This window comes from Moritella sp. 5, assembly GCF_018219455.1.
Classification (GTDB): Bacteria; Pseudomonadota; Gammaproteobacteria; order Enterobacterales; family Moritellaceae; genus Moritella.
In genome coordinates, this window is sequence record NZ_CP056122.1 from 950,267 (window position 1) to 962,270 (window position 12,004).

A 12,004-nucleotide genomic window follows, 5' to 3' on the forward strand; every position below is an offset into this window, starting at 1 on the left:
TCGATCATGATGAAAATCAGAGCTTGGGCTCAATACTATGTTGATATGCTTACCAAGTTAGGTGTTATTCGGTTTAGTATTTTTTCTGCCGCCACGGTTATTTTCTTTTCTATTACGATACAAGCAAGTATTAATTATATCCTACGTGGAGAAGTTAAACTTGACGATTTATATGCCGCAATTTTATTTGCGAGTGTCGTGACGCCTTGGGTGGTATTTTTCCTTTCGATTGTAGTACAACAACTTGAGGACTCGCGCAAACGCCTGAGTAAAATGGTGTACAAACTGCAAGAAGTGCGCGCTCGAGACTTGCAGCTTCAGCAAGAATTACAAGTTAATCTAATTGAACTTAATGATGAATTTGAAGAACGTAAAAAAGCAGAAGCAGATAGAAACCAAGCCTTCAAAGACTTAGAGAATGAAGTCTTTCAGCGTGAACAAGCACAATTAGTTGTCGAAGAACGCTCGGCATTAGTGCGGTCATTCATTGATAGTTCTCCCGATCTCGTTTATTACAGTAATGAGCGTGGGCAGTTTTCTGGCTGTAATTTATCGATGGAAGCGTTAACGGGTAAAGTTGAAAAAGAGCTTATTGGTTTGACGCCATTTGATGCTTTTGATACTGAGATTGCGGCTAAGTTCGCGGCAACAGATAAAGCCGTATTGAGCACTCAATTACCAGAAACCTATGAACAATGGTTAACATATCCTGATGGTCACAAGGCCTGCTTTGAATTGCGGAAAGTGCCCTTTTTTGGGCAACGAAATGAATATATCGGCGTACTTGGTTATGGCCGTGACATTACCGAACGTAAGAAATACCAAGATGCGCTAGAGAAAGCCAGCCGCGACAAAACCACATTTATTTCGACCATTAGCCATGAATTACGTACCCCTTTAAATGGTGTTGTTGGTTTAAGCCGGATTTTACTTGATGGTTCGCTTAACTATGAGCAACGTCAGCATTTAAATACGATCTATGTGAGTGCCCAAACTATGGGTAATATCTTTAATGATATTATTGATTTGGACAAATTTGATCGTCGTAAGTTTGAAATTGTAAATCAACCGATTGAATTTAGAAGTTTTCTGAATGATATAAAAACGCTAGCCCTGCTTCAAGCCGAGCAAAAAGGCTTGGTTTTAGAGTTTGATGTATTTGGTGATATCCCAGACTTTATTAATGCTGACGGCACTCGATTGCGTCAAGTATTGTGGAACTTGGTGTCTAATGCGGTGAAATTTACCGATTCGGGTGAAGTGAGTATTCGAGTGTTTACCAGTGAGGAAGCAGGTAATAAAATTGGTTTGACCTTCGAAGTTGAGGATACCGGTATTGGTATTTCGGCAGAAGGCCAAGATAAAATATTTGCGATGTATTATCAGGAACAGGGAAGTAAACGGGCAACCGGAACGGGTATTGGATTGTCTGTCGCAAAAAGCCTCATGACGGCGATGGGCGGCGATATTTGGGTGAGCAGTGAGCTAGGTCAAGGTGCTTGTTTTACGATTGAATTTGATGTGGATGGGGTGGACAGTTTACAAAGTAGTTCGGTTGTTGAAAGTGAGCAAACTAAACTGTTGATATTACTTGTCGAAGATATCGAGCTGAATGTTACTGTATGTACGGCGATATTAAATAAATTAGGCCATACTGTTGAAGTTGCTGTCGATGGTCGCAGTGCGATCCAAATGGCGGAAGAAAACACCTATGATTTAATTTTTCTTGATATTAATTTACCTGATATTTCTGGATTTGAAATTATTAAAATATTACGGGAAAATACCGCGTTGGAGTTACCTCCAGTTATCGCGCTCACTGCAAATGTGATCAATAATCGTCAAGAATACATTGAGAAAGGTATGGACGACGCAATAAGTAAACCGCTGTCTATTAACGCTGTGACTGGCGTGATCACGCGTTTACTGCACAGTGTCGAACAAGGTGAAAAGCCGAAGGTCAACTATACACCTGCCGCCCTCGCTGATGAGCGAGAAATGCTCGAAGAATATCTTGATATTGATTTATTACAACAATATCTTGATACATTAGGTAAGGAGCTTTTATTACAAAGTGTTTGTTTATTTGAACAAACAATGCCTCATTATTTAGCAATATTGAACTCTAATTTAACCGCCAGAGACCAAGATGCGATTGTTGATGAAGCACATAAGATCAAAGGCGCGGCAGGTTCGATTGGATTAGTACGTATACAGCAGGTATCACAATTAGCACAATCACCAGAGCAGCCTACATGGTGGGAGAATATCGATGATTGGGTTGAACAAATCAATACCGAATACCTGCATGATGTGAAACGTTTGAAAAACTGGATTGAAAATCAAAATGTATAGCTGGGATTCGTTCACTAATTTTATTACCTTGTTGCTGGTTTTTTTGCATGCAGTCATCATTATATTAGTGTCATTTCGGGTTATTACTAAACGGCGTTCTGCGAGTATCTCGTTGGCGTGGTTAGCTGTGATTTACACGTTACCGTTTGCTGGCGTTATTGTGTATGTTATTTTTGGTGAATTGTATTTAGGTAAAAAAAGAGTACAAAGGGCAGAGGCGATGTTAGGGCCTTTTACGCAACGAATTAACCAGCGCGCAGCACCCTATAGAGTTAAAAACGGCGGTAATACCAGTGCCTTGGTTACTCCGTTACGTGAACTGATTTATAGTCGTTTTCAAATGCCTAGTGTAACAGGCAATCAGTTGACGCTATTAACCAGTCCTCACTGTATTCTTGAGCAGATAACGGCAGACATTAATAGTGCCATTAACGTCGTGTATTTAGAGTTTTATATATGGGCGGTTGGTGGTAAAGCTGATCTGGTGGCGTTAGCTTTGATTAATGCCGCAAAACGAGGTGTTGATTGTCGGGTCATGCTCGACTCTGTTGGTAGCTCTGCGTTCTTCAAAAGCCATTGGCCTAAATGCTTTAAGCAAGCAGGTATCCACCTTGTCGAGGTGTTACCTGTAGGGCCAATGCGGATATTCTTCCATCGTCAAGATTTACGTATGCACCGCAAGCTCATTGCTATTGATAGTCATGTCGGCTACACCGGGAGCATGAACTTGATCGATCCTCAAGTATTTAAACAAAATGCCGGCGTGGGTGAGTGGGTTGATATTATGATCCGTATGCAAGGGCCGATTATTCCTATTACTGGTTCATTACTTGAATGGGACTGGGAAATGGAAACTGGAGAAAGTTTAGTTAATACAACTATTTCTAAGTACAAGAAAAGCTCGGTCTTTGAAGAAAACAGCCAAGTACAAGTGATTCCATCAGGTCCTTATTTTGATGATGATAATATTCATCAAGTGTTGGTTTCAGCAATTTATTTAGCACAAAAATCATTAATTCTAACTACGCCTTACTTTGTGCCTGATGAAGCGTTACAGGCGGCCCTTAAAACGGCCAGTGCGCGTGGTGTTAAGGTACAAATTATTCTGCCAGAAAAAAATGACTCTCGTATGGTAGATTATGCATGTAAAGGTTTTTTTGATGAATTGTTAGCTTGCGGTGTTGAAATATACCAATATCAGGATGGCCTACTGCATACCAAAAGTATTCTTGTGGATAATGAATTATGTTTGGTGGGGACGGTTAACTTGGATAAGCGTAGTTTTTGGCTTAATTTTGAGGTCACATTACTTATAGACCAATCCCCTTTTATTGCCGAGCTTTATCAATTACAGCTATCCTATATAGCACACTCACATAAAATTTGTTTAACAGAATGGCGACAACGAAGTCGAGTTCAACGGTTTTTGGAAAGCCTATTTTATTTATTTAATCCACTATTGTAGATATAAATGTAGATATAAATAAGCAGCAATAATAAACGATTAGCAGGTATTAAAATGAAAAAAATTATTTTATTGTCGTTAACGGCATTTGGCCTCGCAGCGTGTAGTAACACTGAGATCACGGCTGAAACAGCAAAACCATTACCTATATTACCAAATTACAGTCATAGTTGCCCTGATGAACGTCCACAAATGTGTACGATGGATTACCGCCCTGTGTGTGGTACAACTGCGTCGGGTGAATTGAAAACATTCGGTAACGCGTGTGGTGCATGTGCAGATACTAGCATTAGTGGTTATTCAGAAGGTGAGTGTAAGTAGCTCGAATCTAGTGATATGAATGTAAGTCGTTTGACTATATATCATCAATATAAAAAGCCAAGCGTATGATTTTCATCCACTTGGCTTTTTGTTCTTTTAACAAGTTAATAAGTTAATTCATCAACGCGTTAGCTATATATTAATCGGTTTGTGATTCACGGGCTAATTTAGCATCCTGGCAGCCTTTAATTGCATCTTGGATTAGATCCAAAGCAGTACCATTGTACTCAGGTAGAGCCGCTTCTGATGTTGCGACAGGCGTGACTCGTTCACCCCATTTTATCATCGTAGCACCCCAAGTTAGACCACCACCAAATGCAGCAAGTAGCACATTATCACCTGCCTTAATACGGCCTTCTTCTAATGCTTCACAAAGCGCAATCGGTACAGTCGCAGATGAAGTATTTCCGTATTTATGCACGTTAACCATGACTTTTTCTTTACTTGCGCCCATGCGTTTCGCTAAGAAATCAATGATACGTAAGTTAGCTTGGTGAGGAATAATAAAATCAACGTCCTCTGGTGTCATTTGTGCTTTTTCAAGCGCAATTGCAGATGCTTCACCCATGCGTGTTACGGCGCGTTTAAAGATTTCTTTACCCTCGAAATTGAAGTCAAATAGACCATCAACATTCTTGAAGCGGGCTCTGTCAGTACCAAAATTAGGGACTGAAAGGATATGGCCAGCATCGCCATCACAGCCAATTTTATTACTTAAAATACCCTGTTTTTCAGTACTTGATTCCAGAATCACGGCTCCAGCACCATCACCGAACAGTACTGCGGTGCTACGTTCTGTCCAGTCAAGGAAATAACTGATACGTTCAGCACCAATCACTAAAACCTTGTTCATTTGACCACTTTGGATGAACGCATTTGCCGTACTTAGGCCATAAATAAAACCCGTACATGCTGCGTTCATATCAAATACTGCCGCGTTGGTTGCGCCTAATTTTGCTTGTACTTTTGATGCCGCACTTGGCAGTGTGCAATCGGCAGTACAAGTAGCAAAGAAAATACCGTCAAGTTCTGATGCTTCAATGCCTGCTGCTGCAATAGCTTGGCATGCCGCAACATAGGCTAACTCTGATGTACTGACATGGGAGATACGACGTTCTTGCATACCTGTTCGAGATTGGATCCACTCGTCATTAGTATCAAGAAAAGTACTTAGGTCATCGTTTGTTAATGTCGCGGGTGGCAGGCATTTACCCCAACCAGTGATGTTTGCATAATGCATTGAAATTTACCTGTGTTTTGTGACTGGCTAATACAGACGGAGTCGCGAAATGTACGCAATACGAAGTGATTAAGCACTTTATTATACGCTGTATAGCGAAATGACAGTGATTGAAATTGAAATTATTTTGTCAATTATAGAGGCTCGCCTTTGAAAGTGGTAGCTAAATTGTCATTGAAGGGCGGTGGTGGTAAAAATTAGGCACAAAAAAGGCATCGTTTAGGATGCCTATCTTTGCGTTAATATTGCCGGTCACTTGTGGTGACGATTATCCTAGATAAGGAGTTGTGCCTGATTGGTCGCAAGAAGGGTACTTCTATCACCGCATCGACCTGGGTTAAGGTGTCTGCTAATCAGCTGTGGCGTTATCTTTAACTGGGTTTAGTATAGCGAGGTTGATGGGGAGTGTGGTTGCGATGTTTGCACTAATAGTGAGTTTTTTAGCAATTACATTTGCAGTAATAATTATAATTGGCAATAATTAACCCTAGGTGTATTATCGAGCGCTATTTGTAGTCTCTATTTTCAATTTAGAGGCAATACGAAACAAGTAAAAAGATGAAATAGGGGTGATGAACATGAAATTAGACAGAACAGATAAGTTAATTCTTAATTTAATACAAGAAAATGGCCGGATCAGTAATTTAGAATTAGCGGATAAAATTGGCTTGTCAGCGTCGCCTTGTTCCCGACGTGTGAAGCATTTAGAAGAGTTAGGCTTAATTGATAAACATGTCACCTTGCTTAACCAAGCTAAACTTGGTTTAAAGTTAACGGCTTATATCCATATTAGTATGGATCGACATACACCTGAACGTTTTGAGAATTTTGAAACTGAGATCGCCGCTATTCCAGATGTGATGGAGTGCTGTATTATTACCGGTAGTGATGCTGATTTTCAATTAAAGGTTATTGTGCCAGATATGGAACATTACCAAGAGCTACTGTTAGGAAAACTAACGGGGATTAAAGGAGTCACGGGCGTGAGATCGAGCTTTATGTTACGTAATGTTTTAAGTCGAACGGTATTACCGCTCGACCACATTAAATAGGTGACTAGCTTGCTGCAGAAAGGTACTTGGTTTTTGCAGCTTGATAATCGGCAATGACACCATTCATTACTGATTCTTCATATGGGATTAAGCCGCTTAATAGCATTTCTTTTTGGCCGGTACCGACTTTTTCATCACCTTCGTAGAAATCAAATTTAAAGGTGACGGTTGCACGTTTACCCTGTACGTTGATGATCGCTTCATCAAACTTCAGCGCAATACTTTTAACGTCGACACGTGTTAGGTTTATTTGCATGCATTTATACATAATTAATGCTCGAGCAGGGTTAAACATGAGATTTTCGCTGCGCATGAGCGGCACCATTATTTCAGGAAAATTCTTTCCTGAAAATTGCACATATTCTTTAATGATCTTACTGATAATTTCTTCATCATAAGATGCGCTTCCGCCGAGCTCTAATTCCATAAATGCCTGTTCATCAGCATTCACTATCGCTGTTTTATTGTTTAATAGTGGTGAAAATTGCAGATCAACGTCATTTTTCACCATACCGGTAAAATTAATCTTCATCGTTTCTGATAAACCGAATTTAGCCAAAGAAACAGCAAAAAGTAAATCACCTGGTACACAAAAGCGTTTATTATCCACATCATGGATCTTGTTATAATCGTTAGCTACGGTTTTAGCAAATCGACTGGCTTGTTGTTGAGTAAAGCGAAAAGAGCTGTCTTTTTGAGAATAGAATTCGTTTAGAAACATATTTAATTAAACTACGGTAATGAAAAATCCAGTTTACATTACTTTTGTTTATAGGCAGGTCGATCCAGTTGCAAATATGATGTTTTTAAATGTAAGTTGGATCACGTGATGGGTCTCTTACTAAATGAATGACCACATCACTTAATTATGACTGGAAATGACTACTTTTTAATATCTGGAGTGACACTTCGTAAGATGCCAATACCGGTACTGAGTAACGTTGAGCTGGTTTTGAGAATCGTTTCTGCCGGCATTGATGCTGCAGATCCCATCATGGTCGGAATAAACTTTTTAAAGGCATTATCGACACCATCTTCAACTTCTTTACTGAGTTGGGGCAAGAACTCATCAATAATTTGATCTAACTCTTGTTTTACATGCGCTTCTAATTCAGGTTGTATTTCTGCAATTTTGGCTTCAATAGCGTCCGCAATGTCTTTACTTATTTGGGGGGATGCTTGACTGATCGTAGCTTCTGCTTCTGTTTTTATTAAGGTGATTTGTGTGGCTAAATAGGGCTTAATTACGTTATTGAATACATATAAAAAAGCAAGTGAAGTAAAGATGCTACTGAGTAAGGCCGTAAAGATAATTGTTAACATAATAAGCCATTAAATGATGAATAAGCTATTAATATTAACAATTTAGTGATTTCTGTAAAGGGATATCTGAAAGGAGGCTGGGATAGACCCAAAATAATTTATAGATCCATCCCTAGTTTATGAAATCGAAAGTGAGCTAGAATACGACCGTTCGGTTTTCATAAATAAATACGCGCTCTTCAAGCACCAGACGTAATGCTTTACTGAGTACTGATTTTTCTACATCTTTACCTGAACGCGCCATGTCTTCGGCGCTGTATTTATGATCTACATGAATCACGTCTTGTAAAATAATCGGCCCTTCATCTAAGTTGTTTGTTACATAATGCGCTGTTGCACCAATAATTTTAACACCACGTTCGAACGCTTGTTTGTATGGCTGAGCGCCAATAAAAGCCGGTAAAAATGAATGATGGATATTGATGATTTTGTTTTCAAATGCAGCCACAAAATTAGGCGTTAGAATACGCATGTATTTAGCTAAAATAACATAATCAGGCTGGTATTTTGATACTGTGTCAATGATACGCTGTTCATGTTCCTCTCGGCTGATATCGAGATGAGAAACTGTGTGATAAGGCACATCAAATTTTTCTGTTAATTCAGCAAGGTTATCGTAATTACCTACCACAGCAGCGATCTCAACATCCAAACCGCCGTAATAATTCTTCATTAAAATGTCGCCAAGGCAATGCGCTTCTTTGGTGACTAAAATAACGATGCGTTTACGACCCGCAGAAACGAGCTTACGATGTGACTCTTCAGGTAGCGCGCTATCGAGGTCGGCAAGTAAGGTTTCATCGTTGAATATTCCTTCGAGCTCGGTTCGCATAAAAAATCGATTGTGGGTGTTATCGACAAACTCGGTGTTATTGACAATATTGAGTTGATGTTTATAACATATGTTGGTGATCTTCGAGATAAGTCCTTTTTGATCGGGACAGTCGGCCAGTAATATTTTCTTTTCCATAATATCTACTACTTTATTTGATGTTTAATATGATATATCCAAGTTACTTCAAGATGCTATATCAGAGACTAGCAGGGCAAGCCAAAAGAATGAATTCTCGACTTAATGCCTTGAAAATCCTTTCCTTTCGGTTTGCTGATTGTGCATTTTGAAGTAGCCTGGATATATGACTAAATGAAATACTTATTTCTAGTATGCCGTTAGCCATGTTTACTGTATTTAGCAATGACGGTTAGCCACAGCACTTCTTATATTTTTTACCACTGCCACATAAGCAAGGATCGTTACGGCCTTGTTTTAGGGGCGCTGGGTTTAATTCGCCATTGGTATAAAACCACTGCTGGTCTTGAAATACGAAGTTGGAGCGTTCATGCAAACACGCCTCTTCTTCACCTTCTTGAAACCACGCTTTGAACTCGACAATGCCTGTCTCGCTTTCTTCATCACCTTGGCTCATCATTATTTCTAACCGTAGCCACTGGGTATGTTCGGCTGTTTCTGCAATCAAGTCTTCATTTAAATCGGCAATAAAGTCAGGGTGATGTGTTGCCATTAAATAAACGGGGATATTGTTTACATAAGCACTGTAGCGTGAACGCATCAGTTGCTCTGCGGTTACTGGTATCGCGGAACCATAAATGTATTTACCGCAGCAATCTTTAAAGGGCATTGCTAAACCACAGCTACAAGAAGTATGCATAATGGCGCTTTATTTCGCTTGCTGGATAGGAGATCGAGTACCAATTAATACGGTACCGCTCTCTTTAAATGAAAGGGCTTCTTTACGTTTCGCCGAGATTAATAATGCACCGTCATCATAGAACAAAAAGTTTTTCCAGTTACGTTTAAATGTGCCCCAATTTGTTTCAATCATATTAAAGCGTTCATAACAAAAATAAACTTTACTGTTATCATCCCAAGTTAAATGCGCGAGCACTTCTTCAGGTAATTCATTACTATCATCATTGTCCCAAGCTTGCTGCCAGTCGACTTCTTGCAACCAAGTATTTTGGTCATGTGGCCAGTCGCCTTTACTGAATTGATCGGTAAAGTTACATTGCGAGCTAATAAGTTGGCTCCATAATTGACCGGCTCTTGCTTTGCTAAAGGGCTTGATATTAGCTAGATCATCCGCATTAACTGGTAACGACGAATGATTAAATATCCATTTTCGAGAATAAGATTCAAGTTCTATATAATTCATTAATGACACTGGTTATAAGTAAAATTATTTTCAGTTTACAACATTATTAACCTTGGTGGTATCAATTACTAAGCGGACCCCAATTAAACTAGTGTAGTGTTATTATAAAATATCCTAGTGGTGTTATTATAAAATATCCAATAAAATGCAAGGCGTTGTTTAAACAACCGATTGGTTAACTTAAGGTATTTAAAGATGTTTCAACCGAGCCAATTTCAGCCGCAGTGGTGGATTCGTAATGCGCATTTACAAACAATGCTGCCGACGATTAGCCGCCGAAATCTGACGTTTCCGACAATTAATGAAAGATTAGAACTTGAAGATGGTGATTTTCTTGATCTTGCTTGGACTGCTCTGCCGACAGTAGAAAGTAATAAACCGATTGTTATTATTTTTCATGGTCTTGAAGGCTCTGTGGAGTCGCCTTATGTCAAAGGGATCATGCATGCGGTCAGTGCGGCTGGCTGGATTGGTTTAGTCATGCACTTTCGTGGTTGTAGTGAAGAATCAAATCGTTTATTACGGGCTTATCATTCTGGTGATACAAGCGATGCAAGTTATGTCATTGGTTTGATTGCTAAGCGCTACCCTCATGCTCCGTTATTTGCTGTCGGGTATTCGCTCGGAGGTAGTGTGTTAACGCATTATTTGGCGCAAACAGGCAAGCAATCTCAATTATTAGCAGCATCTGTTGTATCTGCACCATTATTGTTAGCTGAAAGTGCAGAGCGGATTAAAAAAGGCTTTTCTAAAGCGTACCAACGACGATTGATTAAACGTCTGCAGGCCAGTGTAGTACGTAAATTCGAACATTTGGATATGCGCACGGCGTTGAATTTGACGACCAAGCAAGTCAAAAAATTAAATACGTTTGTTGAATTTGATGATCGTGTGACAGCGCCGCTACATGGTTTTAAAGATGCTCTGGATTATTATCGACAATGCAGTAGTTTGCAGTTCTTACACAAGATCCAAACGCCTACATTATTTATTCATGCCGAAGATGATCCATTTTTAACTAAAAAAGTGGTCCCTGAGCTAAAAGATATGTCGGAAAATATATTATTCGAATTAAGTCGCTATGGCGGGCACGTCGGTTTTGTATATGGCTCAATTTTAAATCCAAAATATTGGCTGGAAGAACGAATACCCAATTGGTTTAGTGAATTTACTAAAGATAAAAATAGTATTAAAGATAAAAAGAGCAATACCAAATAGTTAACCCTATTTAATTCACCTATTTTTTGTGATCGCAATTGCATTGGCAATGAATCTTAAAAAGTGTTCTATTTTTAATGGTAGCGACTTTTTGTAGCACTATTAGAGCGCTTAGCGTGGCTGCTTGAAGATTTGGGGCTTCATGGTGTATTTTCCAGTAACTGTGATAAATGGAAACGGCAGCGACGATTGATTATGCCTGCATTTTCTTACAACACATTGGCAAACTTTGTTCCTGACCTCAAATAATTATCCATCAATTTACAAACGACTATCGACAAAAATAGCAACGGGCACTCACCGCTTATTTCAGCAGGGCGTTTAGCTATCATCGAAGGTAAGGCTGTTATTTGAGTTAATCAAAATCCCCATTAAATTATCTGAATTAATGGGGCTCATATTTATTTTATTTCACGATTAAGACAGGGCAGTGAGAATGGCGAGTCACTGATTCTGCGACACTGCCAATTAGGATATGCTCTAATCCAGTACGACCATGACTTGCTATGACGATCATATCACAATCAAAATTAACAGCTGCTTGCGTAATTTCCGTTGATGGGTGTCCCTCTAATACGGCTGTATGTAATGGTATGCTTGGTTTAATATCAGTGGTTAATTCATCGAGCTTTTCTTGCGTTATTTTTAGCATGTGTTCGTGAATGTCATCGGGGGTGATTGCAAGTACTTGAAAGCTATCAAAGCCATGGATCTCATTAATCACACTGACTAAATGCAAGGTAGCATCATATTTTAATGCCATTTCTGCCGCATAGCTTATCGCTTTATTCCCTGTATTTGAAAAGTCGGTTGGGCAAAGGATATTGTTAATGGTCATGATGAGGCTCCTAGTTAA

At 39.3% G+C, this 12,004-nt stretch carries 12 protein-coding genes; 5 read left to right on the top strand and 7 right to left on the bottom strand.

Annotated elements, in window-relative coordinates; genetic code table 11:
* Positions 1-6 precede the first annotated feature (6 nt).
* Genes arcB through HWV01_RS04375 form a run of 3 tightly spaced genes read left to right on the top strand, consistent with a single transcriptional unit; the run spans position 7 to position 4,141 of the window.
* Positions 7-2,355 carry an aerobic respiration two-component sensor histidine kinase ArcB gene (gene arcB, locus HWV01_RS04365; RefSeq protein ID WP_211674235.1) on the top strand — a complete coding sequence of 783 codons (2,349 nt, stop codon included), beginning with the start codon at positions 7-9 and terminating at the stop codon, positions 2,353-2,355.
* Positions 2,348-3,820, top strand: coding sequence for a cardiolipin synthase (gene cls, locus HWV01_RS04370; RefSeq protein WP_211674236.1), 1,473 nt, complete (start codon positions 2,348-2,350; stop codon positions 3,818-3,820). The genes arcB and cls overlap by 8 nt, the downstream gene beginning before the upstream one ends.
* A gap of 54 nt (positions 3,821-3,874) precedes the next feature.
* A complete protein-coding gene (locus tag HWV01_RS04375; RefSeq protein ID WP_211674237.1) occupies positions 3,875-4,141 on the top strand; it encodes a hypothetical protein in 267 nt (88 codons plus the stop codon).
* Between the two features lie 139 nt (positions 4,142-4,280).
* Here the strand turns inward: HWV01_RS04375 and HWV01_RS04380 are convergent, their stop codons facing one another.
* The gene (locus HWV01_RS04380; RefSeq protein ID WP_211674238.1) at positions 4,281-5,381 is read right to left on the bottom strand and encodes a ketoacyl-ACP synthase III; all 1,101 of its coding nucleotides are present in this window, start codon (positions 5,379-5,381) and stop codon (positions 4,281-4,283) included.
* Positions 5,382-5,959: 578 nt separating this feature from the next.
* Here HWV01_RS04380 and HWV01_RS04385 point away from each other — a divergent pair.
* Entirely contained in the window at positions 5,960-6,433 is a 474-nt protein-coding gene (locus HWV01_RS04385) for an Lrp/AsnC family transcriptional regulator (protein ID WP_211674239.1), read from the top strand.
* 4 nt (positions 6,434-6,437) lie between these two features.
* On the opposite strand, the gene HWV01_RS04390 is transcribed toward HWV01_RS04385, so the two are convergent.
* From HWV01_RS04390 to HWV01_RS04410, 5 genes are all read right to left on the bottom strand, one after another.
* Positions 6,438-7,154 carry a DUF3581 family protein gene (locus HWV01_RS04390; protein WP_211674240.1) on the bottom strand — a complete coding sequence of 239 codons (717 nt, stop codon included), beginning with the start codon at positions 7,152-7,154 and terminating at the stop codon, positions 6,438-6,440.
* A 161-nt stretch (positions 7,155-7,315) separates the two neighbouring features.
* The gene (locus HWV01_RS04395) at positions 7,316-7,756 is read right to left on the bottom strand and encodes a hypothetical protein (RefSeq protein ID WP_211674241.1); all 441 of its coding nucleotides are present in this window, start codon (positions 7,754-7,756) and stop codon (positions 7,316-7,318) included.
* A gap of 136 nt (positions 7,757-7,892) precedes the next feature.
* Complete coding sequence (gene purU / locus HWV01_RS04400; RefSeq protein WP_211674242.1) at positions 7,893-8,726, bottom strand: formyltetrahydrofolate deformylase; 834 nt, start codon at positions 8,724-8,726, stop codon at positions 7,893-7,895.
* A gap of 232 nt (positions 8,727-8,958) precedes the next feature.
* On the bottom strand, positions 8,959-9,426 hold the full coding sequence (locus tag HWV01_RS04405) for a YchJ family protein (protein WP_211674243.1): 468 nt from the start codon (positions 9,424-9,426) through the stop codon (positions 8,959-8,961).
* 9 nt (positions 9,427-9,435) lie between these two features.
* On the bottom strand, positions 9,436-9,930 hold the full coding sequence (locus HWV01_RS04410; RefSeq protein ID WP_211674244.1) for a DUF2947 domain-containing protein: 495 nt from the start codon (positions 9,928-9,930) through the stop codon (positions 9,436-9,438).
* 195 nt (positions 9,931-10,125) lie between these two features.
* Here HWV01_RS04410 and HWV01_RS04415 point away from each other — a divergent pair, with 195 nt between their 5' ends.
* Entirely contained in the window at positions 10,126-11,148 is a 1,023-nt protein-coding gene (locus HWV01_RS04415; RefSeq protein ID WP_211674245.1) for a hydrolase, read from the top strand.
* Positions 11,149-11,554: 406 nt separating this feature from the next.
* Here HWV01_RS04415 and HWV01_RS04420 read toward each other — a convergent pair whose 3' ends face one another.
* A complete protein-coding gene (locus tag HWV01_RS04420) occupies positions 11,555-11,986 on the bottom strand; it encodes a universal stress protein (RefSeq protein WP_211674246.1) in 432 nt (143 codons plus the stop codon).
* Positions 11,987-12,004 lie beyond the last annotated feature (18 nt).

Bases quoted from the DNA above. Each gene is read 5' to 3' on its own strand.
- arcB (WP_211674235.1), top strand. From the start codon at position 7: ATGATGAAAATCAGAGCTTGGGCTCAATACTATGTTGATATGCTTACC.
- cls (WP_211674236.1), top strand. From the start codon at position 2,348: ATGTATAGCTGGGATTCGTTCACTAATTTTATTACCTTGTTGCTGGTT.
- HWV01_RS04375 (WP_211674237.1), top strand. From the start codon at position 3,875: ATGAAAAAAATTATTTTATTGTCGTTAACGGCATTTGGCCTCGCAGCG.
- HWV01_RS04380 (WP_211674238.1), bottom strand. From the start codon at position 5,381: ATGCATTATGCAAACATCACTGGTTGGGGTAAATGCCTGCCACCCGCG.
- HWV01_RS04385 (WP_211674239.1), top strand. From the start codon at position 5,960: ATGAAATTAGACAGAACAGATAAGTTAATTCTTAATTTAATACAAGAA.
- HWV01_RS04390 (WP_211674240.1), bottom strand. From the start codon at position 7,154: ATGTTTCTAAACGAATTCTATTCTCAAAAAGACAGCTCTTTTCGCTTT.
- HWV01_RS04395 (WP_211674241.1), bottom strand. From the start codon at position 7,756: ATGTTAACAATTATCTTTACGGCCTTACTCAGTAGCATCTTTACTTCA.
- purU (WP_211674242.1), bottom strand. From the start codon at position 8,726: ATGGAAAAGAAAATATTACTGGCCGACTGTCCCGATCAAAAAGGACTT.
- HWV01_RS04405 (WP_211674243.1), bottom strand. From the start codon at position 9,426: ATGCATACTTCTTGTAGCTGTGGTTTAGCAATGCCCTTTAAAGATTGC.
- HWV01_RS04410 (WP_211674244.1), bottom strand. From the start codon at position 9,930: ATGAATTATATAGAACTTGAATCTTATTCTCGAAAATGGATATTTAAT.
- HWV01_RS04415 (WP_211674245.1), top strand. From the start codon at position 10,126: ATGTTTCAACCGAGCCAATTTCAGCCGCAGTGGTGGATTCGTAATGCG.
- HWV01_RS04420 (WP_211674246.1), bottom strand. From the start codon at position 11,986: ATGACCATTAACAATATCCTTTGCCCAACCGACTTTTCAAATACAGGG.